This is a genomic window from Methylobacillus gramineus, from assembly GCF_020532675.1.
Taxonomy (GTDB): Bacteria; Pseudomonadota; Gammaproteobacteria; order Burkholderiales; family Methylophilaceae; genus Methylobacillus; species Methylobacillus gramineus.
Window position 1 is genome coordinate 638,348 of the sequence record NZ_JAJAVE010000003.1, and the last position, 23,372, is coordinate 661,719.

Below are 23,372 nucleotides of genomic sequence, written 5' to 3' on the forward strand. Positions count from 1 at the left end.
GAAGTGGTTGGGAAACTGCGTTTAAAGCATATTTTTATACAAAATTACTTTTAATGCAATTGTTCTGCTTAAACAGTAAAGTCGCCCCATAATATTTGCATGGCAGCAATCGCGGCAAGTGCCGCCGTTTCGGTGCGGAGAATGCGTTTGCCCATGCGCACCGGGATAAATCCATGGGTGGCACCCAACGAGATTTCCTCAGTGGTGAAGCCGCCTTCTGCACCAATCAAAAAACAAATGTCGCCGGTCGGTGGTGCTAAGTCTGCCAGTGTTTTTTCAGCGCCCGGGGCTAAGGTAATGAAGGTGGTGGCTTGAGGTTTCTGCGCCAGCCATTCGGGTAAGGAGAGTGGCATGGCTACTTGAGGCACAGTCGCTCGACCAGATTGTTCGCAAGCTGAAATGACCACATTCTGCCAGTGCTCGCGCCGTTTTTCTGCACGCTCACCGGTGAGTTTGACCACGCTGCGGCGGCTCGCAATCGGTTGAATTGCGCTGACGCCCATTTCAACCGTTTTTTGGATGGTGAAATCCATGCGGTCGCCAGATGAAATGGCTTGCGCCAGTGTGATACGTAAGGGGGATTCTGTATCGGCTGGCGCAATCGAGCGAACAACCGCGCTGACGCTGGATTTGCGGACATCGGTTAATTCACAGGTGTAATTGTGGCCATCCCCATTGAATAAAATGGCCATGTCACCTGTTTGCATGCGTAATGCGCGACTTGCATGCGCAGCTGCGCTCTCAGGCAAGTTGATGTGTGCTCCTGAAGAAAGCGAATCAGGGCAGTAGAAGCGTGGAGTGCTCATGAGTGTGCGGTGTTACTATTGATATGAATATGGATTTTAATTGAAGGAGGCTGAAAAATGGCAAGTCTTAATCCGCCGGTATGTGATTTTGGCTGGCAAGCGCCGGAATTCAAGTTGCCGGGCGTTGATGGCAAGGATTGGGCTTTATCTGATATCAAAGGTGTCAACGGTACGCTGGTGATGTTTATCTGTAACCACTGCCCCTATGTTCAGGCGATACGCGAGCGCTTGGTGGCGGATATCAAGGCGCTACGTAGTATGGGTGTCAATACCGTAGCGATTTCATCAAATGATACGGTGACGTATCCTGATGATGGTTTCGATAAAATGCAGGAAGTAGCGAGGGAGTTCAAGTTTCCGTTTCCTTACTTATTGGATGAAAGTCAGGAAGTTGCCAAGGCCTATGGCGCGGTGTGTACACCAGACTTTTTTGGCTTCAATGCCCATCTTGAGCTGCAGTATCGTGGCCGTTTTGATGAGCAGGGCCGCAATATGATACCTCTGGAGACATCCTCGCGCGATCTTTACCATGCAATGAAACTGGTGGCGGAAACTGGTCATGGGCCGGTTGAGCAAGTGCCCTCAATCGGATGCTCGATCAAGTGGTTCAGTGACGACAAATAAGTAGATGAAATTTTTGAGATAAAGGCATTAATATTAATGCTGGTATTGCTGAAAAGCTCTATCTAAGGAATAATTACGGGCTAAATACCTCTGCGAAACTGTGATTTTTGGCAGTTTCAGCATCTTGTTGTAGTTCAAGGGGTTTTCAAAGAATTTGAGGTGAGGCTTCGTCCAGCCGTGCTGGTGAGGCCTTTTTCTCTTCAACCGTAGGGAGATATGTATGGCAGCAACTCGTCAAGACTTAGCAAACGCCATCCGTGCGCTATCCATGGACGCAGTTCAGAAGGCAAATTCTGGACACCCTGGCGCACCGATGGGTATGGCAGATATTGCAGAGGTTCTCTGGAACCACCATCTGCGTCACAACCCAACCAACCCGAACTGGGCAGACCGCGACCGTTTCATTCTGTCTAATGGTCACGGCTCCATGTTGCTCTACTCCTTGTTGCATCTGACTGGCTACGATCTGCCAATTGATGAAATCAAGACTTTCCGCCAACTGCATTCCAAGTGTGCTGGTCACCCTGAGTATAGCTATGCTCCTGGTATTGAAACCACCACTGGTCCTCTGGGCCAGGGCATCACCAATGCCGTCGGCTTTGCGATGGCTGAAAAGTTGCTGGCTGACCAGTTCAACAAGCCAGGCCACGAAATCGTTGACCACTACACTTACGTGTTCCTGGGTGATGGCTGCCTGATGGAAGGCGTTTCCCACGAAGCTGCTGCGCTGGCTGGTACTTGGGGTCTGGGCAAGCTGATCGCCGTTTGGGATGACAATGGCATCTCTATTGATGGTCATATTGAAGGCTGGTACACAGATGATACTGCCAAGCGTTTTGAAGCATACGGCTGGCACGTGATTCCTAACGTTGACGGTCACGATGCTGCTGCGGTTGAAGCGGCTATTCAAGAAGCCAAGAAGGTAACTGACAAGCCAACTTTCATCGCTGCCAAGACTATCATCGGTAAGGGTTCACCAAACAAGTCCGGTTCACATGACTGCCACGGTTCTGCCCTGGGTCTGGAAGAAGTGGCTGCTACGCGTGAAGCTATCGGTTGGTCACACGAGCCATTTGTGATTCCTCAAGAAGTCTATGACGGTTGGAATGGTAAAGCCAAGGGTTCCGAGCTGGAAAGCGAATGGAACGCCAAGTTCGACGCTTATGCCAAGATCTATCCAGCTGAAGCTGCTGAATTCAAGCGCCGTACTGCCGGTGACCTGCCAGCAAACTGGAAGGAATTCACCAATGCCTTCATCAAGGCAACCAACGAAAAAGCTGAGGCCGTGGCAACCCGTAAGGCGTCACAAAACGCGATTGCTGCCCTGGCACCAATCCTGCCAGAATTCCTTGGCGGTTCTGCTGACCTGACAGGTTCCAACCTGACTAGCTACTCCGGTTTCAAGCATGTTGATGGCAAGAAGCCAGGTAACTACATCTCTTACGGTGTACGTGAATTCGGTATGTTCGCGATCATGAACGGTATCGCACTGCACGGTGGTTTGTTGCCATTTGGTGGTACTTTCCACATGTTCTCTGATTACGCCAAGAGCGCACTGCGCATGGCAGCACTGATGAAGCAGCGCACTATTGCTGTTCTGACCCACGATTCTATCGGTCAGGGCGAAGATGGTCCTACTCACCAGCCTATCGAGAACACTGCTGGCCTGCGTTACATTCCTCGTATGGATGTATGGCGTCCTGCTGATTCCGTTGAAACAGCAATCTCCTGGGTAGCTGCGATTGAGCGTCACGATGGCCCATCCAGCTTGGTATTGAGCCGTCAGAACGTACCTGGCATCAAGCACGACGAGAAGCACTTTGACCTGATCCGCAAGGGTGGTTATGTATTCTCCGACGTTGAAGGCAAGGCTGACGTGATCATCATCAGTAACGGTTCCGAGCTGGATCTGGCGATCAAGGCTGCTGCTGAGCTGAATGCTGCTGGTACCAAGGTGCGTGTGGTTTCCATGCCATCTACCAACGTATTTGACCGTCAAGATCAAGCATACAAGGACAGCGTACTGACTCCAGGCGTGAAGCGTGTAGCAGTTGAAGCCGGTGTTACCGACTTCTGGCGCAAGTATGTTGGTCTGGAAGGTGCAGTCGTTGGTATCGATACTTTCGGCGAATCCGCTCCAGGCGGCGTGTTGTTCAAGCACTTCGGTTTCACTGTTGAAAATGTAGTGAAGACCGTCAAGTCCGTGCTGTAATGACAGGTAGTAACTAAAAAAGGGGGCCAGTTATGCTGGCTCCCTTTTTGTTTTTGAAGACACAATCAGGACAGGGAAAAACTCATGACAATCAAGGTTGGCATTAATGGCTTTGGCCGTATCGGTCGCATGGCATTCCGTGCGGCGATCAAGGATTTTACTGATATCGAAATAGTTGCAATCAATGACCTGCTGGAGCCAGATTATCTGGCCTATATGCTCAGGCATGACTCTGTGCATGGCCTGTTTCAGGGTGATATTGCGGTCAGTGGCAACAATTTGATCGTAAATGGCAAGACCATACGCCTGACAGCAGAGCGCGACCCTGCCAACCTGAAATGGGATGAAGTCGGTGTGGATGTAGTTGTGGAATGTACAGGCTTCTTCCTGACTGAAGAAACCTGCCAGAAGCACATTGATGCGGGTGCCAAGAAGGTGGTGCAGTCTGCACCTTCCAAGGATGATACGCCCATGTTTGTCTACGGCGTCAATCATGACACTTACAAGGGCCAGGCGATTGTCTCCGCTGCCTCTTGCACCACAAATGGCCTGGCACCAGTTGCCAAGGTGTTGAATGATAATTTTGGCATCAAGCGTGGCTTGATGACCACCGTGCATGCAGCGACTGCGACTCAAAAAACGGTGGATGGTCCTTCCAATAAGGACTGGCGCGGTGGTCGTGGCATTCTGGAAAACATTATTCCTTCTTCTACAGGCGCCGCCAAAGCCGTAGGCAAGGTGATTCCTGAACTGAACAAAAAACTCACGGGTATGGCCTTCCGCATCCCTACTTCTGACGTATCGGTAGTAGATCTGACTGTGGAGCTGAACAAGGAAGCCACTTATGAGCAGATCGTCGCAGCAATGAAAGCGGCATCAGAAAGTGGTCCACTGAAGGGCGTCCTTGGATTTACCGATGAGAAGGTCGTATCCACTGACTTCCGTGGTAACGCTTATCCTTCGATTTTTGATGCAGATGCCGGTATCCAGCTGGATCCTACCTTCGTCAAAATCGTGGCCTGGTACGATAACGAGTACGGCTATACCTGCAATATGATGCGCCTGGTAAAGCACATCGCATCCTGAGCTGGAGAGTATATGACCGTAATCAACATGACCGATCTGGACCTCAAGGGCAAGCGCGTATTCATACGTGCTGATCTCAACGTGCCAGTCAATGACGGCAAAGTTACCTCTGATGCGCGTATTACCGCCTCACTGCCCACAATACGTCAGGCGCTGGAAGCGGGTGCACGCGTGATGGTGACATCGCACCTGGGGCGCCCGGAAGAGGGAGTCTATTCTGCAGAGAACTCATTGCAACCTGTCGCAGATGTGCTGGCTGAAAAGCTGGGCAAGCCTGTGCGCCTCATCAAGGACTGGATGAATGGTGGTTTCGATGTGGCAGAAGGTGAGGTTGTCTTGCTGGAAAATTGCCGTTTCAACAAAGGTGAGAAGAAAAACCTGGAAGAAACTGCACGCAAATATGCCGCCTTGTGCGATGTATTTGTCATGGATGCTTTTGGTACCGCGCACCGTGCGGAAGCTTCCACCTATGGAATCGCCCAGTATGCGCCAGTGGCCGCTGCAGGCAGCTTGTTGGTGGGTGAGCTGGACGCGCTGGGTAAGGCCTTGTGTGAACCTGCCCGTCCTATGGTGGCGATTGTCGGAGGCTCCAAGGTTTCAACCAAGCTGACCGTGCTGGAAAGCCTGGCAGGAAAAGTGGATCAGATGGTGGTGGGCGGCGGCATTGCCAACACTTTCCTTAAGGCTGCTGGCAAGCCGATTGGCCGCTCATTGAGCGAGGATGATCTTGTGCCCACTGCACAAGCTCTCATGAAAACCATGGCCGATCGTGGCGCTGCGGTGCCGATTGCTGTGGATGTGGTCTGCGGCAAGCAGTTTGATCCTGATGAGCCTGCTGTCTTGAAAAAGGCTGACCAGGTACAAGCCGATGACATGATCTTCGACATTGGCCCTGAATCCGCCAAGCAATTGGCTGACATCATCATGAATGCAGGCACCGTGGTCTGGAATGGCCCGGTTGGCGTATTCGAGTTTGACCAATTCGGTGAAGGCACCAAGACCATCGCCGAAGCTATTGCCAAAACCAAAGCCTTCACTTTGGCTGGTGGCGGCGACACCATTGCCGCTATCCAGAAATATGACATCTATGACAAGGTGTCGTATATCTCGACAGCGGGTGGGGCGTTCCTGGAGTTTCTTGAAGGCAAGAAATTGCCTGCGGTGGACATTCTGGAGCAACGCGCTAAAGGTTGATTGCAATCAACCTGACAATAAAGGAGCCTGTGGGCTCCTTTATTTTTGCTATTTTGCTGGACCATGAGTCATTAGGGCGAGCGTAGCAATGCCACGAGTTGGCCTATCCTCCCGTCTGACTGCGCCGAGTAGCGCAGCTTTTTATGGATTAGGGCTTGCGTTTGTCTGAGCGATAGCGAGTTCAGCAAGACCCCATTAAAAGCGAGCAACGCAGGTTGCCCGGAACGAAGTTTCGGGACGCAGACAATCGGGCCGCCTTTTCTTTGGTATCTTTCTTTTGGCGAAGCAAAAGAAAGATACTCGCTGGCAAGCGAAAAAGGTCCTCCCGCAGTTGCTCTCATTACCTTATTCTCAAGAGTTATGTCATTTAATGCCTTTAAAAGTGATCTGGCGTTACTCAATACTCTGATGCAATACCTCTATGGCAAGAGGATGGGTTTCGCCCCGCAGGGCGAGTCCATTTCTTTTGTCTCGCCAAAAGAAACAGGACCAAAGAAAAGGCGACCCAACTGCCCGCGACATCCCCTATGCTGCTCGCTTTCAGCGGGCCTTGCAGAACTCGCTATCGCTCAAACATGCTGCAAGACTTTTCCCGCTAAAAGCTCCGCTGCTCGGCGTGGTCAGATGGGAGTGCAACAGCCACTGCGACGTCACATCGCTATGCTAGCCGCAATTGCTTTCCATAGAGAATGTCGTAGAGAAAAGCTAATATGGCATACTTTATTTTAACTGTTGAATTCTAAGAAAATATATATGAACGAGCCAATCCAGAAGGTCTTAGAGGCGTACAAAAATCTCCGGAATGTACTTGGGAAACCTCCATCCTCGAGAGAGTTTTATGAAGTCTTCTCAAAGAGAGAGCTTTGTAAAGCTTTTGAGGGAGGTAATGCTTATAGTCGTCTTCAAAATTTAGCTGGAGACTCTCCAAATAAATTCTCCTCTAAGAAGTCTGATCTTCGAGAAATTCTTATTAATTGGGGAGGATTGGCTCGAAAAACATTAAGTGAATATAACAAACTTCCTATTGCTTCAGATTGGTTAATCAATAACCTTTCTCCATCTATAAGTGGCATAGAGAAAAGCCACAAAGTTAAATGGTCAGATATTCCATTGCTATTTTGTTCTGAATTTTCAAATGTGGCGGAATGGGGGGATGTATTATTATCGATACCCGCTTCGGTTAATAACACAGAAATTAAAGAGTTGGCTAATGAGGAGTGTTTTGTCTACCTAATGAAAGATATTCGTAATGGTTTATACAAAATTGGAATTTCTAATAATCCTGGTATTCGCGAAAAAACTTTACAAAGTGAGCAGCCTAAAATCCAGCTTGTGGCCGCAAAGAAATACATAAATAGAAAAATTGCTTTAAATATTGAGAAGGCACTTCACCAAACATACAGCCATAAAAGAAAGCGCGGAGAATGGTTCCATCTTGACTACGAGGATATAGGTGAAATCACAATAACTTTGAACAATTGAAAACTACTCGAAAAGTCACCATCGATAATACTTTTCTTACAATAGATGCAATAACCAACGGGCATTGCGCTGTATCCTGACTATCCAATACATTGGTTGATAGGCATCACTGCGGCCTCGACATTCCAGATCATTGACCCACCCCTGCCATATTCATGGCACAAAATATGCACGATTCCTCCTTAATGCTGTCAGGCTTATGATGAATACCTGAGAAATCGCAAGGAAAGGCAGTCATATGGCATTACGAAAAACCAAGATAGTAGCTACATTGGGGCCTTCATCCAGTGAGGAAGGCATCCTAGAGCGGATGATTGATGCTGGGGTGGATGTGGTGCGGCTTAATTTCTCGCATGGGACTGCGGCGGATCATATTGCGCGGGCTGAATTGGTGCGGGATATTTGTCGCCGCAGTGGCAAGCCAGTGGGCATTTTGTGTGACTTGCAAGGCCCGAAGATTCGTATAGGCAAGTTTGAGAATGATCGCATCCTACTCAAGGTGGGAGATCCATTTATTCTGGATGCGGCTTGCAAGCTGGGCAACCAGCAACGGGTAGGCCTGGATTACAAGACGCTGCCTTCGGAAGTGGTGCCAGGTGCGGTATTGCTGCTGGATGATGGGCGCATTGTCATGCATGTGGACGATGTGCAGAATGCAGAGATTTTTTGTACGGTCACTGCCGGGGGCATGCTCTCCAACAACAAGGGGATTAATCGCCAGGGAGGCGGGCTTTCAGCCACCGCACTGACGCTCAAGGATAGAGAAGACATCAGGACCGCTGTGGCGCTGGAGGCGGATTATATTGCGGTCTCCTTCCCGCGCAGTGGAGCTGATATCGAGATAGCGCGCCAGCTGGTGGTAGATGCCGGCGGGCATGCAGCCATCGTCGCCAAGATAGAGCGTGCAGAGGCAATTGATGCATTGGAAGAGATTATTGATGCTTCCGATGTGATCATGGTGGCGCGTGGTGACCTGGGGGTGGAAGTGGGGGATGCAGCAGTGCCTGGATTGCAAAAGCGCATGATACGCATGGCACGCTTGCGCAATAAGCTGGTGATTACGGCTACGCAGATGCTGGAATCCATGATCAGTAATCCGATTCCAACTCGTGCCGAGGTGTCCGATGTGGCGAATGCGGTGCTGGATGGTACCGATGCCGTCATGCTGTCGGCAGAAACTGCAGCGGGGCATTATCCGCTGGAGTCCATACAGGCGATGCACCGCGTGTGCATAGAGGCAGAAAAGGAATATGACAGCCAGCATTTGCAGCAACAGATTAACGACGAATTTGGCTTCATTGATGAAGCGATTGCCATGGCAGCCATCCACGCGGCGGAGCATTTGAATGTAAAGGCCATTGCTGCGCTGACCAAGTCGGGTTCTTCCGTCACGTGGCTGTCACGCTCAAATACTAATGTGCCTATTTATGCCCTTACGACAGAGCGCAATACCAGGCGAAAGCTCACCTTGTATCGAGGGGTTTATCCTTATCACATAGAACAACCTAATGATGATCTGGGTCACATTCTCTACGATGCGGAAGAAACGCTACTCAGGCTTGGCGCAGTGCAAAGGGATGACCTCATGATGCTGACGTTTGGCGAACCCATAGGCAAGGCTGGTGGTACCAATACCTTGCAGATCGTCAAGGTGGGCGAACATAGACGGGAGCATCGTTAGCGCCCGGGAGTGAATGGTCTGTAGGGTTGGCGGTAATTCTACTGGCGGAATTTATAGTGTTCGGTCAGAAGTCATTCTAATATGTCCAGCACCTATTGCTGGCTAAATGCTGGATTGCAGGAGGCGAGGCAAGTGCAACAAGCTCAGGTTCTCATCCAGGAAGATAGGAGTGCATCATGGCGCTAATCAGCTTACGTCAATTGCTGGATCATGCTGCTGAGCATGGGTATGGTGTCCCCGCATTCAATATCAATAACCTGGAACAGGTGCAGGCCATCATGCAGGCGGCAGATGCCTGTGATAGCCCGGTGATCCTGCAGGCCTCTGCCGGGGCCAGGCAATATGCAGGCGAAGCCTTTCTGCTCAAGCTAGTTGAGGCTGCCATTCAAAGTTATCCTCATCTCCCGGTAGTCTTGCACCAGGATCATGGTGCTTCGCCAGACGTCTGTCTGCACTCGATTGAAACAGGGTTTACCAGTGTCATGATGGATGGTTCTTTGCTAGCAGATGCCAAGACGCCTGCCAGCTATGAGTACAACGTGATGGTGACTCAGACTGTGGTGCAGGCTGCTCATGCAGCAGGGGTGTCGGTGGAGGGTGAGCTGGGCGTGCTTGGATCCCTGGAAACAGGTCAGGCAGGAGATGAAGATGGCGTGGGTGCGCAAGGCCAGCTAGATATGTCCCAACTGCTAACTAGCCCAGATGAGGCCGTGGACTTTGTGGCTCGCACAGGTGTAGATGCTTTGGCGATTGCTATTGGCACCTCGCATGGGGCTTATAAGTTTACCCGCCCACCAACCGGTGAAACCCTCTCAATTGCCCGGATACGGGAGATTCATCAGCGTTTGCCCAATACCCATTTGGTGATGCATGGCTCATCTTCCGTACCGCAAGAGTGGCTGCATATCATCAATCAGTATGGCGGTGAGATTCCTGAAACCTATGGCGTGCCGGTGGAAGAAATTGTGAAGGGGATCCAGAGTGGGGTGCGCAAGGTCAATATCGATACGGATTTACGCATCGCGTTTACTGGTGCGGTACGTCGTTTTCTAGGGCAGGAAAAAAATCGTAGTGAGTTTGATCCACGCAAGTTCCTGCTGGATGCTACCAGTGCCATGCAGGCACTGTGCCAATTGCGGTTCGAGGCATTTGGCTCTGCAGGTCATGGTTCCCGCATCAAGCCACTCACACTTGCAGAGATGGCATTCAGATACAAACAAGAGTGACAGCCGAGTTCTGTATTTGCCCACAAAAATATATGCTTGCAGGCTTTGCCAGTCATCTGCCGCTTGCAGCCATCAGGTATAATTGTGCCCATTATGAGCCTTGCAAAGCCTTGGTATGCAACCCAATAAATTCAGTAAGATAGGTCAGCGCGGTATCGGTTTCGTTGAGCAGGCGATGCTGGTGTTCATCACATTCGCCACTATCGTTGCCACGGGTCAAGCCGTCATGCATATCTGGGTGGCAGGTTCTGTGACAGTGGCGGATTTATTGCTGCTGTTCCTCTACATGGAAATCCTCACTATGCTCAACCATTATCTGGGCTCAGGCAACTTGCCGGTCAGGTATCCACTGTATATCGGTATTATCGCGCTGGCGCGCTATCTGGTGCTGGATATCAAGGAACTGGAAGCCTGGCGCATCTTTGCTGTTTCAGTCTCCATTTTGTTGATCGCCGTCGCGATTCTGGTCGTGCGTTATGGCCATGTAAGATTTCCGTATGCCGATGGTCCTGAGCAAGACCATCATTCAAGATAGTCATTAGAGATAAAGGTAATTGTTTTGACGACACCCCTTATGCAATCAAGCATCAAAAGCCTCAAGCTGATCAATCAGGGCAAGGTGCGAGATATTTACGATATTGATGAAAACACCATGCTGCTGGTAGCGAGTGATCGCCTGTCAGCATTTGATGTCATCCTGCCGACTCCTATTGCAGGCAAAGGGGCTGTGCTGACAGAGATTGCCAATTTCTGGTTTGAGAAGCTCCAGCATGTGGTGCCTAACCACCTGACAGGCATTGATCCTGACAGCGTGGTGACTGATCCTGCGGAAAAAGCGCAATTGGGTAGTCGAGCCCTGGTGGTGAAAAAACTCAAGCCACTGCCCATAGAAGCGATTGTGCGTGGCTACCTTGCCGGCTCAGGCTGGAAAGAGTACAAGGCAAGCCAGACCGTATGCGGTATCAATCTACCCGCGCATCTGCAAGAAGCCTCCAAGTTGCCCGAGCCATTATTTACGCCATCCAGCAAAGCGGAAGTTGGCGATCATGATGAAAATATCACGCTGGAAAAATGCGCCCAGCTTCTGGGGCAGGCACTTGCGGATAAAGTGGCCCGCATCAGCGTACAGCTATACAAGGAAGCCGCAGAGTATGCCTTGACGCGAGGCATCATTATTGCAGATACCAAGTTCGAGTTCGGCCTGGACGATCAAGGCCAGTTGTACCTCATTGATGAGGTGCTGACCCCTGATTCATCACGCTTCTGGCCTGCAGATCAATATCAGGTCGGCAAGAATCCTCCCAGTTTTGACAAGCAATATGTGCGTGACTGGCTGGAATCCACAGGCTGGGACAAGACGCCGCCTGGCCCAGATTTGCCAGCAGATATAGCGGCAAAAACTGGCGAAAAATACCGCGAAGCTTTTGAGCGGTTAACCGGGAAAGCGATCTCCTGAAGCAGCTCAAGCAGATAGCCCAGCGCCTCAAGACCGAACTGGCAGTGTATCGGCTGGTGCTGGGCCATCCGCAAACACCATGGCTGGCAAAGGCTTTGTTAGGCCTTGCAATTGGCTATCTCCTGCTGCCGTTTGACCTGATTCCAGATTTTATCCCTGTGCTGGGGCAGCTTGATGATCTGGTGATCGTGCCCGGCCTGATTTATCTTGGGCTGAAATGCGTTCCTGAACACCTGATTCATGATTGCAGACAGCAGGTGGCCGCTGCTAGTGTGTCGCCAGCTCGATCTGAAGACTGACTCGTGACTGGGGTATGTGCTGCAATGATGATTTTTATCGTGGATTTGCGCTAAAATCCCGCGTGATCAATAAATATACTACCAACGAACTTAATAAGGATTGACCGATGTCCCTCTGTAATGTGCCGGCAGGCAAAGATATCCCTAACGACTTTAACGTCATCATCGAAATCTCCATGCGTGGCGAGCCCATCAAGTTTGAAGTGGACAAGGATTCTGGCGCGGTATTCGTGGATCGTTTCATGGGCACCTCCATGCATTATCCATGCAACTATGGCTACATTCCCCAAACTCTGTCTGAAGATGGAGACCCGGTGGATGTGCTGGTGATTACCCCCATTCCATTGCAGCCAGGTGTGGTGATCCGTTGCCGCCCGATTGGCGTATTGACCATGGAAGATGATGGCGGTATTGATGCCAAGGTATTGGCAGTGCCGGTAGACAAGATCTGCCCACAATACAAAGACATTAAAACCTACCAGGATATCCCTGAATTTCAGCTGGCACCTATTGCCCACTTCTTTGAACATTACAAGGATCTGGAAAAGGGTAAGTGGGTTAAGGTTGGTGAGTGGAAAGGTGTTGACGAAGCCAAGGCGGAAATCGTCGCTGGTGTTGAGCGTCACGGCAAGTAAGCCAACACTTACACATTAGGATATTCAATCAAAACGGCGCTTCAAGCGCCGTTTTGATTGTTAGAGCATGATGTCTAATGAGTGCGAGCGTAGCGATGCCACATCATGTTGGAGCGATAGCGAAGTTCTACAAGACGCGCTGAAAGCTCCGCTCCCCTCTTCTGGTAATACAGTGCATTCAGGACGGTGATGAAGAAACTTTACTCACCTACCTGCAGTAGCAATCCCTTCTTCCTGGCGGTATGAAAATAACCCAGGAATATAGCGATGCCTATTCCAAGGTACAGGACATTCAGTAGGGCTGCCCATTGCATGTGGGCAGTATTGAGGGTGTGGTGCAAGAGTAGTTCGCGCATGCCTTCAAACACATGGCTGGCTGGCAATGCCCAGGCGATGGGTTGTAGCCAGCTTGGCAGGATGGCCACGGGATAGTAAATGGCACACAGCGGCTGGATGGCAAACACGCTGACCCAGGCAATACTTTCTGCCCCCATGCCATAGCGCAGGACAATGCCTGAGACAATCAGACCTATGGCCCAGCCCATGATGATGAGGTTGAGGAAGAAGGCGATGAGGGGCAGCCCGATATCGTAAATATTGTAGTGGAACAGCGGAATGGCAATGAGGGTGGCACCACCTATACCTATCAGTGTACGGATCAGGCTCATGAGCAGAAGTGAGGCGACCATTTCGTAGGGGCGTAGCGGGCTGACAAACAGATGCCCCAAATTACGTGACCACATTTCTTCCATGAATACCAGGGCAATGCCCAGCTGACCGCGGAACAGCACATCCCAAAGCAATACGCCAGAGAGCAGGACACCACTGGCCTGGGCGATGAAGCTGCTATTGTTCTGCAAAAACAAAGTGATAAATCCCCACAGTATCATTTGTACTGTGGGCCAGTAGACCATTTCCACCACCCGCGGCCATGAGGATTGCATGAGGTACAGATGGCGCAAGGCCACAGCGCCGATGCGACGCACAGAAAAATGCACGTCCTGCACGGCCATCAGTTGGACTCCTTGTGCCGGGCGATGTCGATAAAGACCTCTTCCAGATTGTTCCTGCCGTACTCTGCAATCAGGTCCTGTGGCGAGCCGCTATTCACCACTTGTCCCTGACGCAGCATGATTACTTCGCCGGCCATGCGCTCAACCTCTGCCATGTTGTGTGAAGCAAGCAGGATGCTGGCGCCGGTGCGTTGCTGGTACTGTTCCAGGTAAGTGCGGATGGAGTCTGCGGTATCCGGATCCAGGGATGCGGTGGGCTCGTCCATCAGTAAAAGCTCTGGCTCGTTCAATAAGGCTTTGGCCAGGGATACCCGGGTTTTTTGCCCTGCAGACAGTTGGCCGTATTTCCTGTCCAGTAGCTTGGATAAATTCAATGCTTCTGCCAGCTCCTCAATGCGCTGTTTGAGTTTGGGCAGGCGATAAAGGTGACCATAAACAGTGAGGTTTTGCCGGATGGTGAGGCGTTGTGGCAGGTCTACATATGGGGAAGAGAAGTTCATGCGATGTAGCAGACGGTAACGATGCTGCAGCATATTTTCACCCAATATCCTGATCTGTCCGCTAGTGGGTAACAACAGGCCCAGCAGCATGGCAATGGTTGTGGTCTTTCCAGCACCATTACCGCCTAGCAGTGCGGTGGTAGTGCCACGTCTGGCCTTGAAACTCAGATTGTTAACGGCGCATACCTGGTCAAAGTACTTGTACAGGCCAGTCACCTCAATCACGTGATCGTCGGCGACTAGGGGGGTGGTCATAACAGGCTCCAGAGCATTTTCAATCCCACGATGTAAAGCAATAAGGCAAATAGTCGCTTGAGGGTAGCGACAGGTAGTTGATGGGCAAGGTAAGCGCCAATCGGGGCGGTCAGCATGCTGGTCAATGCAATGCCCAGGAATGCCGGTAAATAGATATAACCTATGCTATAAGCAGGAAGCGCAGAGCCTGCATATCCAGCCAGCATGAACCCTGCAGTTCCTGCAATCGCGATTGGTATGCCAATCGCGGAAGAGGTGCCTATGGCATACCGGGCATTGAAATTGCAGTAGATCAAGTAAGGTACAGACACTGAGCCGCCGCCTATCCCGACCAGACTGGAAATCACGCCGATCATGCTTCCCATCATCAAGATGCCTGCCTTGCCCGGCAATTGCCGGTGGGCGGCCGGAGTGAAGTTAATGATCATCTGGGTAGCGATCAGCAAGACAAATACGGCGAATATACTTTTAAGCAGCGTGGTATTCATTTGCCCGGCAAGCAATGCGCCGAGGAGGGTGCCGATGATAATACCAGGGGCAATTTGCCTGACTACTCCCCAGTGCACATTCTGCTTTTTATGATGAGCGCGGGCTGAGGAGATTGACGTCAGAATGATGGTGGCGAGAGACGTGCCCAATGCCATATGCATCACATGCTGTTCAGGGACGTGTTGCGCAGTGAAGATAAATACCAGTATCGGCACGATGACTGTACCGCCGCCTACACCTAGTAATCCTGAAAGAATGCCAGCTCCGGCACCTGCAATAAAGTAGAGTAGAAATTCCATGAGATAGCTACAAAAAATCCATAATGACAGAGGAATGTGGTGGCTGGATCAGCGTCGCCGTGACAGTCTGGCAATTGCATCGCCGAGTGCAGAACCTTTCAGCTCACCTGCCAGTTTTTCCAGGCTGGCAGCCGCTACGGGACTGATCACGCGCAGTTTTTTGCTGGCTTTCGCCGGGGAAGATTTGACTTGCACTTCCACACGAATTGAAGTAACTTCAAGCCCTTGTTTTTGCAGCCCAACCATCAGGCTGGGTAGCAATAATTTGATTTTGGCAGCCACGGCACCGTTGTCGGCATACACCGTCAACCGCTTATGGCTGACGCTACCTGCCTGGGTGTAAGGCTTGAGCGGGGCGGGGACGATAGCGTTCCATTGTTGTTGCGATAGCGTCAGTTTTTCTGCCTGCTCCGACAAGGCAGCCAGTTCGGCATTTTCAGTAAATAGTGCGCTAATGCGGAGCATGCCGACAATCTCCCAAGGGGAAGCAATGAACATCATTTTTGTTTCAAACAGCATGGCAAGACCAAAGACGGTGTCCTTGAGTCTGCTGCTGCTTGCAGTTTCATTCTTGAGCCTGGTGCCAGCAGCGCTGATCTGGGCTTTTATTGTGCCACATGGCGTACAAGAGCACCAAGGACAAGGCGTAAAAACCTTGTTGCCAACTACCTTGAAATTTGTGTCGGCGACCGAGCAGGAACATATTGATGCCCTGGCCATGCAGCTGGGTGAAATACAGGCCAAGGTAATGCGGCTGGATGCACTGGGCGCCCGCCTCTCCACGCTTGCAGGCGTCAAGGAAAGTGAGGCCGATGTGCTGCCGCCTGGCCGTGGCGGTCCGGCAGTTGATGCTTATGGCATGTCGGAGCAGGAGCTCAAGGAAAAGCTGGCTGAGCTGGTGCAGGATATTGATGTGCGTAGTGACAAGTTGAGCATGCTGGAAGCGCTGATGCTGCAGCAACGGCTCAAGGCCAATACCTTGCCAAGCACGATGCCAACCAATGTGTCTTACAACTCATCCAGCTATGGCTGGCGGGTAGACCCATTTTCAGGGCAAATGGCATTTCATGAGGGTTTGGATTTTGTAGCGGAGAGTGGCACGCCTGTGTATGCTTCTGCCGGGGGAATTGTAACGGCTTCTGAGCAAACATCTGACTATGGTAGAATCGTCAAGATTGACCATGGGTCAGGCTTGGAAACCCGCTATGCGCATGCTTCCGAGTTGCTGGTTAAAGCCGGAGATCGCGTGGAAAGAGGTCAGTTGATTGCGCGGGTTGGCAGTACGGGGCGTTCTACGGGCGCCCATCTGCATTTTGAAGTGCGATTGAACGGGGCTGCACTTGATCCTCGAAAGTATCTGCAGAGTATGAAGTAAGTATTTAAACGAATTATTAAGAGTTTTTGTAATTATCCTGAGATGTTTCATTATCAAAGCTAACCTAGAGGTTTCCGCGTAGGCGGAAAATTGGTGTCACTTCATGTTATCCGCGTTGTTCAAAAAATTCTTCGGTAGCCGTAATGACCGGCTGGTAAAACAATATGCACAGAACGTCCGTGCCATCAACGATCTTGAAAGTACCATGCAGGCACTGACGGATGAGCAGTTGCGTGGCAAGACGGAAGAATTCAAGCAGCGTTACCAGCAGGGTGAAACTCTGGAGAAACTGTTGCCAGAAGCCTTTGCCGTCGTACGTGAAGGCGGACGGCGTGCATTGAATATGCGCCATTTTGATGTGCAGCTGATTGGCGGCATGGTGCTGCATGCGGGCAAGATTGCTGAAATGCGCACCGGTGAAGGCAAGACCTTGGTGGCGACGCTGCCTGCTTATCTGAATGCGATCAGCGGCAAGGGCGTGCATGTGGTGACGGTGAATGATTACCTGGCGCGCCGCGATGCGGAATGGATGTCCCGTCTGTATAACTTCCTGGGCCTGACAGTAGGCATCAATCTTTCCCAGATGCCACATGATGAAAAGCAGCAGGCCTATGCCGCTGATATCACTTATGGCACCAATAACGAATTCGGTTTTGACTATCTGCGCGACAACATGGTGTTTACCGCAGAGGAGCGTGTGCAACGCAGTCTTAATTATGCGCTGGTGGATGAAGTTGACTCCATCCTGATTGATGAAGCCCGTACCCCATTGATTATCTCTGGTCAGGCGGATGATAGTGTAGATCTCTATCTGCAGATGAATGGCATCGCAGCCAACCTGGTGCGCCAGACCGAGGAGGAGGGTGAAGGCGATTTCTGGGTGGATGAGAAATCGCACCAGGTATTACTTTCAGAGCAGGGCCATGAGCATGCTGAAGCTTTGTTGGCAGAGGCTGGCCTGCTGCCAGAGGGTGGTAGCCTGTATGACGCAGCCAACATCAGCCTGGTGCATCATATGTATGCTTCCCTGCGTGCGCAGGCGTTGTATCACCGTGACCAGCACTATGTCGTGCGCGATGGTGAAATCGTCATTGTGGATGAATTCACTGGCCGTATGATGGCAGGTCGTCGCTGGTCTGATGGCTTGCATCAGGCAGTTGAAGCCAAGGAAGGGGTCACGATCCAGAAGGAAAACCAGACGCTGGCTTCCATCACTTTCCAGAACTTCTTCCGTATGTACGGCAAGCTGTCTGGGATGACCGGGACTGCCGATACTGAAGCCTATGAATTCAACCAGATTTACAATCTTGAAACTGTCGTCATTCCTCCTCATCGCAGTCTGCAACGTAAAGACCAGATGGATAAGGTCTACCGGACTGCCAAGGAAAAATATGCGGCGGTGGTTGAGGACATCAAAGAATGCCAGAAGCGTGGTCAGCCAGTGTTGGTGGGGACCACCTCCATTGAGAACTCCGAGCTGATTTCCACCTTGCTGGATCAGGCTAACCTTCAGCATCAGGTATTGAACGCCAAGCAGCATGAACGTGAAGCGCATATCATTGTGCAGGCGGGTCGCCCGGGCGTAATTACCATTGCCACCAATATGGCGGGTCGTGGTACAGACATTGTGCTCGGAGGCAATCCAGAACCTGAGATTGCGGCGGTTGAGCAGGATGAAGCGCTATCGGATGCTGACAAGGCTGCAAAAATCGCCACGATCAAATCTGAATGGCAAGTGCAGCATGATGCTGTGCTTGCGGCAGGAGGCTTGCATATCATTGGTACTGAGCGGCATGAATCTCGCCGTGTAGATAACCAGTTGCGTGGGCGTGCTGGTCGTCAGGGTGATCCTGGTTCCAGTCGTTTCTATTTGTCGCTGGAAGATCAGTTGCTGCGTATTTTTGCCTCCGACCGTGTATCTGCCATCATGGAACGTCTCAAAATGCCTGAAGGTGAAGCGATTGAGCACCCATGGGTGACGCGTGCCATTGAGAATGCACAGCGCAAGGTGGAAGGTCGTAACTTCGATATCCGCAAGCAACTACTGGAATACGATGATGTGTCCAATGACCAGCGTAAGGTGATCTATCAACAGCGTAATGATTTGCTTGAGGCGGCAGATGTGGGTGAAACCATCGCCGTGATGCGCGCCGATGTGATCCAGGATACCGTGACCACCTATATCCCGCCGCAAAGTCTGGAAGAGCAATGGGATGTCTCTGGCCTTGAGAAGGCGTTGCAGGCTGAGCTTGGTCTGGAAATTCCGTTGCAGAAAATGCTGGAAGATAATCCTAATCTGCATGAAGAAACTGTGCGTGAGCATATTAAGGATGCCGCTGATGCCGCTTACAAGGCCAAAGAAGACCAGGCTTCACCCAGTGTAATCCGTCAGTTCGAACGTGCTGTGATGCTGCAAAGCCTGGATAATCACTGGCGCGAACATCTCGCGGCGCTGGATCACTTGCGTCAAGGCATACACCTGCGCTCTTATGCGCAGAAGAATCCCAAGCAGGAATATAAGCGTGAAGCATTTACTCTGTTCTCCAACTTGCTGGATACCGTCAAGCGTGAAGTGACGCAGGTGACTATGCTGGTCAAGGTGCAGAGCGAGGCGGATGTTGAGGCGGTTGAAAAACCGATTGAACTCGAAAATGTGCAATATCAGCATGCTAGCTATGGCGAGGCTTTAGAGAGTGAGGCCGGGGATAGTGCTGAAGATAATGATTTGGCAATCCGACCGTTCGAACGTGACAGCAACAAGGTGGGCCGCAACGATCCATGCCCTTGTGGCTCTGGCAAGAAATATAAACAGTGCCACGGCAAGCTCAGCTAAATGGAACAGGCAATGACTGTGGTGGCTTCTCCTTGCGTCGGTGTTTGTGTGATTGGCGATGAGCACGGCTTTTGTGAGGGATGTTTCCGTACCATTGATGAAATTCGAGCATGGCGCACCATGGAGAATGGTGAGCGCCAGCAAGTGCTGGATAAAGTCACAGAGCGGGAAGCCGCCCTATTGAGCTAGATTCATGGAGTCAGAATAAAAAAGCCGGGAATTCCCGGCTTTTTTGCATTTGGGCAAGGCCGTGTGGGATTGATCAGTGTTACTGATAAATATGATCATCCCCAGGATATCGAATGGATATTTTAGGCTTTGGTTGGCGTATTTCGACCAAGGAAAGACTGTTCGGCGGACATCAAACCCCTGCTGAATACGGTAGAATCAATCTTTTGTCATTCTCAAGCCTATCATGCCAGTCAATCTAGTCGCGCCTGAAGCGCAATCTCTTCTAGCTGTACCAGGTCTCAAGCTCGGTATTGCCAAAGCCCGTATCCGTAAACCTGACCGCAAGGACATGCTGGTGATGTTGCTGGCGGAGGGTAGTCGTGTGGCGGGTGTATTCACAAAAAATCGTTTCTGTGCTGCTCCCGTCACCTTGTGCAAGGAGCATCTGGCCCAGCCTGATGGCATACGGGCATTGGTGGTCAATACAGGTAATGCCAACGCAGGTACGGGTGATCAGGGCATGCAGAATGCGCGTGCTACCTGTGACGCCTTGGCAGATTTGTTGCAGATCAAGCCCGCGCAAGTGCTGCCTTTCTCTACAGGTGTCATTCTCGAGCAATTGCCGATCGATCGCTTGATTGCCGGTTTGCCGCAATGTGTGGCTGACTTGCAAGAGAGCCACTGGTTTGATGCGGCGGAAGCGATTATGACAACGGATATTGTCTCCAAGGGCACTTCGCGCCAAATCACGCTGGACGGCAAGCAGGTCACCATCACTGGTATTTCCAAGGGCTCGGGCATGATCCATCCCAATATGGCGACCATGCTAGGCTATATTGCTACCGATGCCGCCATCAGCCAGGCTGCATTGCAGGCATTGATTGATCATGCGGTGAATCGCTCATTCAACTGTATTACCGTAGATGGCGATACATCGACCAATGATTCCCTGATCCTGGTTGCGACTGGCAAGGCAGGTAACAGCGAAATTACGGACACTACCAGTGCTGATTACCTGACATTACGCGATGCCATGACTGACGTGGCAGTAGAGCTGGCACAAGCGATTGTACGAGATGGTGAAGGTGCCACCAAGTTCATGACCATACAAGTGGAAGCTGGTCGCGATGAGGATGAATGCCGTCAGGTGGCCTATGCCATTGCCCATTCACCATTGATCAAGACAGCCTTCTTTGCTTCTGATCCTAATCTGGGACGTATTCTTGCCGCCATTGGCTACGCAGGCGTGGATGACCTTGATGTCAACAGCATGCAATTATATTTGGGAGATGTACTGGTGGCTGAGCATGGCGGGCGGGCAGTCAGCTATGTCGAGGAGTTAGGTGCCGCTGTGATGAAGGAATCCGAGATTACTGTGCGCGTGGTGCTGAATCGGGGCCAGGCAAGTGCGACAGTCTGGACCTGTGATTTTTCCTATGACTATGTTCGTATCAATGCAGATTATCGCAGCTAATCTCACACAGGATATTGAGTAACAGATGGCGGACTTTGAGCAATTAATCGAGCGGGCCGAGCGTGTGCTGGCCAGGCTGGAAAGTTTTTTACCTCCTCCCGTGACCGAGCCTGACTGGTCGGCTATTGCCTGGCGCTGGCAACATGTGAATGGTCGTGGTTTTCTGCAGGCGGTGCCCCATCCACATCATATCCAGCTGGACGATATCCGTAACGTGGATGAGCAAAAAGCTGAGATTGTGCGCAATACTGAACAGTTTGTGCATGGATATCCCGCCAATAATGTCTTGCTGACCGGGGCCAGGGGCACGGGGAAGTCTTCGCTGGTCAAAGCCGTGTTAAGCCGGTTTGCAGCGCAAGGCTTACGCCTGGTGGAAGTGGACAAGCAGGACTTGGTCGCTTTGCCAGAGATCGTGAGCTTGCTCCGGGATCGTAAAGAACGCTTTATTGTGTTTTGTGATGATCTTTCGTTTGAGTCCAGTGAGCCTGGATACAAGGCCCTCAAAGTAGTGCTGGATGGTTCGATTGCCACGACTTCAGACAATGTGGTGGTGTATGCCACGTCGAATCGTCGTCACCTGATGCCTGAGTTTATGTCTGAGAACCTGCAAGTGCAGCACGATGGGGATGAGATCCGGCCAGGAGATACGACTGAAGAAAAAGTGTCTTTATCTGAGCGTTTTGGTCTATGGCTGTCATTTTACTCGTTTAGTCAGGACGAATACCTGGCAGTGGTGCAGCAATGGCTGCAACATGCAGGTGTCAACGAGCTGAATGAGGATATTCGCGCAGCTGCCCTGTTGTTCTCGCATACCCGCGGTGCACGCAGTGGTCGGGTCGCGTACCAGTTTTCACGCGACTATATTGGACGTGCTGCCCTCGCCGGGAAATTAACATCATGAAGGTGGTAGATGCAGCCGTGGCTGTTTTACAGCGTGATGATGGACAGGTGTTGTTGGCAGAAAGGCCTGCAGGCAAGCCGTGGGCTGGTTGGTGGGAGTTTCCTGGTGGCAAGATAGAGGTGGGTGAAACACCGTTACATGCTTTGAAACGCGAATTGCAGGAGGAGCTGGGGATAGAGGTAACGCAGGCCTATCCTTGGCTTACCCGTAGTTTTGAATACCCTGATCGCCATGTCAGGCTACATTTTTTCATGGTGCGTGAGTGGCGCAACGAACCCCAGGGTTGTGAGGGGCAATCGCTCAGCTGGCAGTCGCCTGCGGGCTTGTCGGTGGGGCCCATGTTGCCTGCGAATGAGCCAATATTGGCAGCATTGAATCTACCATCGGTCTATGCGATCACCAATTTGCAGGCGCTGGGGGAGGCCAGGTTTTTCGTTGGGTTGCAACATGCCTTAGACAATGGCTTAGGTTTGATCCAGGTACGTGAAAAACACCTCGATCAGGGTGCACTGGAGCAATTTGTCAGTCAGGTGCTGGAAAAGTGTGCATCTTATCAGGCGCGTATATTGCTGAATGGCAGCGTCGATATGGCCAAGCAATTGGGCACGCATGGCGTGCACTTGGCATCAGAGCGCCTGTGGGCACTGGAAGCTAAGCCCGCAGGCTTGCTGTGCGCTGCCTCATGCCATCAACAGAAAGACCTGGAAAAAGCTGGGCAGCTGGAACTGGATTTTGCCGTGCTTTCACCAGTACAGAACACCTTGAGTCATCCTGGTGCCGCTATTCTAGGCTGGGAAGGTTTTGCCCACGAAGTGAGCGGTAATTCATTGCCTGTATACGCACTGGGAGGCATGCAGTTGTCGGACCTGGAGCAGGCATGGAGCCACGGTGCCCATGGCCTGGCTATGCAACGTGCGGTGTGGTCAGTGTGATGCGTGTGCAACGTTTTTGGGTCATCCTATTGTTGCTTTTTGGTGTGTCCGGCGTTGTTGCCTGGTGGTGGTTTAAGCAGCCTCAGGAGGCTTTGCCAGAGCTGTTGCCATGTGCTGATCTTGTAAACGGCTGTGGCAATGCTGAGGTCTCGGTTCAGTCTGACCAGATGCCTAAGGTCATGCAGGTATTTGAGCTAAGGCTCAAGGCTCAAGATGCTCAGTCAGTGCGTGCCAGGTTTGATATGCGCGAGATGCAGATGGGATTAAACCAGTACAGATTCTTGCGCCAGCAGAATGGTGATTGGCTGGCAAAGGTCACATTGCCAGTATGTGTGAGTGGGAGCAGTGATTGGGTGATGAATATTGAAATGGATACTGGTGCAGGTAAACGTCGTTATCAGTTGCCGTTTACTGCTGGCGATTAAATCA

23 protein-coding genes are annotated in these 23,372 nt (G+C 51.3%); 18 read left to right on the forward strand and 5 right to left on the reverse strand.

All coding sequences use genetic code 11. From position 1 onward, the window contains the following. Positions 1-68: 68 nt before the first annotated feature. The gene (locus tag LG201_RS13500) at positions 69-806 is read right to left on the reverse strand and encodes a 16S rRNA (uracil(1498)-N(3))-methyltransferase (protein ID WP_226772725.1); all 738 of its coding nucleotides are present in this window, start codon (positions 804-806) and stop codon (positions 69-71) included. Positions 807-863: 57 nt separating this feature from the next. Here LG201_RS13500 and LG201_RS13505 point away from each other — a divergent pair, with 57 nt between their 5' ends. From LG201_RS13505 to ppa, 11 genes are all read left to right on the forward strand, one after another. After that, the gene (locus LG201_RS13505) at positions 864-1,430 is read left to right on the forward strand and encodes a thioredoxin family protein (RefSeq protein ID WP_226772726.1); all 567 of its coding nucleotides are present in this window, start codon (positions 864-866) and stop codon (positions 1,428-1,430) included. A 220-nt stretch (positions 1,431-1,650) separates the two neighbouring features. Then, positions 1,651-3,642, forward strand: coding sequence for a transketolase (gene tkt, locus LG201_RS13510; RefSeq protein WP_226772727.1), 1,992 nt, complete (start codon positions 1,651-1,653; stop codon positions 3,640-3,642). A gap of 84 nt (positions 3,643-3,726) precedes the next feature. Next, positions 3,727-4,728, forward strand: coding sequence for a type I glyceraldehyde-3-phosphate dehydrogenase (gap, locus tag LG201_RS13515; RefSeq protein ID WP_226772728.1), 1,002 nt, complete (start codon positions 3,727-3,729; stop codon positions 4,726-4,728). Between the two features lie 12 nt (positions 4,729-4,740). Then, positions 4,741-5,922, forward strand: a complete 1,182-nt coding sequence (locus tag LG201_RS13520; protein ID WP_226772729.1) for a phosphoglycerate kinase — start codon at positions 4,741-4,743, stop codon at positions 5,920-5,922. 753 nt (positions 5,923-6,675) lie between these two features. After that, positions 6,676-7,404, forward strand: a complete 729-nt coding sequence (locus LG201_RS13525; protein WP_226772730.1) for a GIY-YIG nuclease family protein — start codon at positions 6,676-6,678, stop codon at positions 7,402-7,404. A gap of 238 nt (positions 7,405-7,642) precedes the next feature. Beyond that, a complete protein-coding gene (gene pyk, locus LG201_RS13530; RefSeq protein WP_226772731.1) occupies positions 7,643-9,085 on the forward strand; it encodes a pyruvate kinase in 1,443 nt (480 codons plus the stop codon). A gap of 176 nt (positions 9,086-9,261) precedes the next feature. After that, positions 9,262-10,311, forward strand: a complete 1,050-nt coding sequence (gene fba, locus LG201_RS13535) for a class II fructose-bisphosphate aldolase (RefSeq protein WP_226772732.1) — start codon at positions 9,262-9,264, stop codon at positions 10,309-10,311. 115 nt (positions 10,312-10,426) lie between these two features. Continuing rightward, a complete protein-coding gene (locus LG201_RS13540) occupies positions 10,427-10,846 on the forward strand; it encodes a phosphate-starvation-inducible protein PsiE (RefSeq protein WP_226772733.1) in 420 nt (139 codons plus the stop codon). Between the two features lie 24 nt (positions 10,847-10,870). Then, on the forward strand, positions 10,871-11,767 hold the full coding sequence (locus LG201_RS13545) for a phosphoribosylaminoimidazolesuccinocarboxamide synthase (RefSeq protein WP_226772734.1): 897 nt from the start codon (positions 10,871-10,873) through the stop codon (positions 11,765-11,767). A gap of 44 nt (positions 11,768-11,811) precedes the next feature. Beyond that, a complete protein-coding gene (locus LG201_RS13550) occupies positions 11,812-12,066 on the forward strand; it encodes a YkvA family protein (RefSeq protein ID WP_404809745.1) in 255 nt (84 codons plus the stop codon). 107 nt (positions 12,067-12,173) lie between these two features. Further along, positions 12,174-12,701: an inorganic diphosphatase gene (gene ppa, locus LG201_RS13555; protein ID WP_226772735.1), complete on the forward strand. Its 528-nt coding sequence runs from the start codon at positions 12,174-12,176 to the stop codon at positions 12,699-12,701. Positions 12,702-12,901: 200 nt separating this feature from the next. Here the strand turns inward: ppa and LG201_RS13560 are convergent, their stop codons facing one another. From LG201_RS13560 to LG201_RS13575, 4 genes are read right to left on the reverse strand one after another with little or no spacing between them, the layout of a single operon-like run. Continuing rightward, positions 12,902-13,714 carry an ABC transporter permease gene (locus LG201_RS13560; protein ID WP_226772736.1) on the reverse strand — a complete coding sequence of 271 codons (813 nt, stop codon included), beginning with the start codon at positions 13,712-13,714 and terminating at the stop codon, positions 12,902-12,904. Next, entirely contained in the window at positions 13,714-14,469 is a 756-nt protein-coding gene (locus LG201_RS13565; RefSeq protein ID WP_226772737.1) for an ABC transporter ATP-binding protein, read from the reverse strand. The genes LG201_RS13560 and LG201_RS13565 overlap by 1 nt, the downstream gene beginning before the upstream one ends. Further along, positions 14,466-15,257, reverse strand: coding sequence for a sulfite exporter TauE/SafE family protein (locus tag LG201_RS13570; RefSeq protein WP_226772738.1), 792 nt, complete (start codon positions 15,255-15,257; stop codon positions 14,466-14,468). Before LG201_RS13570 ends, LG201_RS13565 begins: the two co-directional genes overlap by 4 nt. Positions 15,258-15,305: 48 nt before the next feature. Continuing rightward, the gene (locus tag LG201_RS13575) at positions 15,306-15,758 is read right to left on the reverse strand and encodes a DciA family protein (protein WP_226772739.1); all 453 of its coding nucleotides are present in this window, start codon (positions 15,756-15,758) and stop codon (positions 15,306-15,308) included. Between LG201_RS13575 and LG201_RS13580 the strand changes: the two genes are divergently transcribed. The 7 genes from LG201_RS13580 to LG201_RS13610 all read left to right on the forward strand — a co-directional run bounded on the left by LG201_RS13580 (position 15,748) and on the right by LG201_RS13610 (position 23,368). After that, on the forward strand, positions 15,748-16,632 hold the full coding sequence (locus LG201_RS13580; RefSeq protein WP_226772740.1) for a M23 family metallopeptidase: 885 nt from the start codon (positions 15,748-15,750) through the stop codon (positions 16,630-16,632). The genes LG201_RS13575 and LG201_RS13580 overlap by 11 nt on opposite strands. Positions 16,633-16,735: 103 nt before the next feature. Beyond that, positions 16,736-19,465, forward strand: a complete 2,730-nt coding sequence (secA, locus tag LG201_RS13585; protein WP_226772741.1) for a preprotein translocase subunit SecA — start codon at positions 16,736-16,738, stop codon at positions 19,463-19,465. 12 nt (positions 19,466-19,477) lie between these two features. Continuing rightward, positions 19,478-19,654 carry a DUF1289 domain-containing protein gene (locus tag LG201_RS13590; protein ID WP_226772742.1) on the forward strand — a complete coding sequence of 59 codons (177 nt, stop codon included), beginning with the start codon at positions 19,478-19,480 and terminating at the stop codon, positions 19,652-19,654. A 226-nt stretch (positions 19,655-19,880) separates the two neighbouring features. Beyond that, positions 19,881-21,110, forward strand: coding sequence for a bifunctional glutamate N-acetyltransferase/amino-acid acetyltransferase ArgJ (gene argJ, locus LG201_RS13595; protein WP_226772743.1), 1,230 nt, complete (start codon positions 19,881-19,883; stop codon positions 21,108-21,110). 25 nt (positions 21,111-21,135) lie between these two features. After that, complete coding sequence (locus LG201_RS13600) at positions 21,136-22,011, forward strand: ATP-binding protein (RefSeq protein ID WP_226772744.1); 876 nt, start codon at positions 21,136-21,138, stop codon at positions 22,009-22,011. After that, on the forward strand, positions 22,008-22,943 hold the full coding sequence (locus LG201_RS13605) for a Nudix family hydrolase (protein WP_226772745.1): 936 nt from the start codon (positions 22,008-22,010) through the stop codon (positions 22,941-22,943). The genes LG201_RS13600 and LG201_RS13605 overlap by 4 nt, the downstream gene beginning before the upstream one ends. Positions 22,944-22,948: 5 nt before the next feature. Then, positions 22,949-23,368: a hypothetical protein gene (locus tag LG201_RS13610; RefSeq protein ID WP_226772746.1), complete on the forward strand. Its 420-nt coding sequence runs from the start codon at positions 22,949-22,951 to the stop codon at positions 23,366-23,368. Positions 23,369-23,372 lie beyond the last annotated feature (4 nt).

Excerpts from the sequence above, each read along its gene's own strand:
- LG201_RS13500 (WP_226772725.1), bottom strand. The coding sequence starts at position 806 with ATGAGCACTCCACGCTTCTACTGCCCTGATTCGCTTTCTTCAGGAGCA.
- LG201_RS13505 (WP_226772726.1), top strand. The coding sequence starts at position 864 with ATGGCAAGTCTTAATCCGCCGGTATGTGATTTTGGCTGGCAAGCGCCG.
- tkt (WP_226772727.1), top strand. The coding sequence starts at position 1,651 with ATGGCAGCAACTCGTCAAGACTTAGCAAACGCCATCCGTGCGCTATCC.
- gap (WP_226772728.1), top strand. The coding sequence starts at position 3,727 with ATGACAATCAAGGTTGGCATTAATGGCTTTGGCCGTATCGGTCGCATG.
- LG201_RS13520 (WP_226772729.1), top strand. The coding sequence starts at position 4,741 with ATGACCGTAATCAACATGACCGATCTGGACCTCAAGGGCAAGCGCGTA.
- LG201_RS13525 (WP_226772730.1), top strand. The coding sequence starts at position 6,676 with ATGAACGAGCCAATCCAGAAGGTCTTAGAGGCGTACAAAAATCTCCGG.
- pyk (WP_226772731.1), top strand. The coding sequence starts at position 7,643 with ATGGCATTACGAAAAACCAAGATAGTAGCTACATTGGGGCCTTCATCC.
- fba (WP_226772732.1), top strand. The coding sequence starts at position 9,262 with ATGGCGCTAATCAGCTTACGTCAATTGCTGGATCATGCTGCTGAGCAT.
- LG201_RS13540 (WP_226772733.1), top strand. The coding sequence starts at position 10,427 with ATGCAACCCAATAAATTCAGTAAGATAGGTCAGCGCGGTATCGGTTTC.
- ppa (WP_226772735.1), top strand. The coding sequence starts at position 12,174 with ATGTCCCTCTGTAATGTGCCGGCAGGCAAAGATATCCCTAACGACTTT.
- LG201_RS13560 (WP_226772736.1), bottom strand. The coding sequence starts at position 13,714 with ATGGCCGTGCAGGACGTGCATTTTTCTGTGCGTCGCATCGGCGCTGTG.
- LG201_RS13565 (WP_226772737.1), bottom strand. The coding sequence starts at position 14,469 with ATGACCACCCCCCTAGTCGCCGACGATCACGTGATTGAGGTGACTGGC.
- LG201_RS13570 (WP_226772738.1), bottom strand. The coding sequence starts at position 15,257 with ATGGAATTTCTACTCTACTTTATTGCAGGTGCCGGAGCTGGCATTCTT.
- LG201_RS13580 (WP_226772740.1), top strand. The coding sequence starts at position 15,748 with ATGAACATCATTTTTGTTTCAAACAGCATGGCAAGACCAAAGACGGTG.
- LG201_RS13575 (WP_226772739.1), bottom strand. The coding sequence starts at position 15,758 with ATGATGTTCATTGCTTCCCCTTGGGAGATTGTCGGCATGCTCCGCATT.
- secA (WP_226772741.1), top strand. The coding sequence starts at position 16,736 with ATGTTATCCGCGTTGTTCAAAAAATTCTTCGGTAGCCGTAATGACCGG.
- LG201_RS13590 (WP_226772742.1), top strand. The coding sequence starts at position 19,478 with ATGACTGTGGTGGCTTCTCCTTGCGTCGGTGTTTGTGTGATTGGCGAT.
- argJ (WP_226772743.1), top strand. The coding sequence starts at position 19,881 with ATGCCAGTCAATCTAGTCGCGCCTGAAGCGCAATCTCTTCTAGCTGTA.
- LG201_RS13600 (WP_226772744.1), top strand. The coding sequence starts at position 21,136 with ATGGCGGACTTTGAGCAATTAATCGAGCGGGCCGAGCGTGTGCTGGCC.
- LG201_RS13605 (WP_226772745.1), top strand. The coding sequence starts at position 22,008 with ATGAAGGTGGTAGATGCAGCCGTGGCTGTTTTACAGCGTGATGATGGA.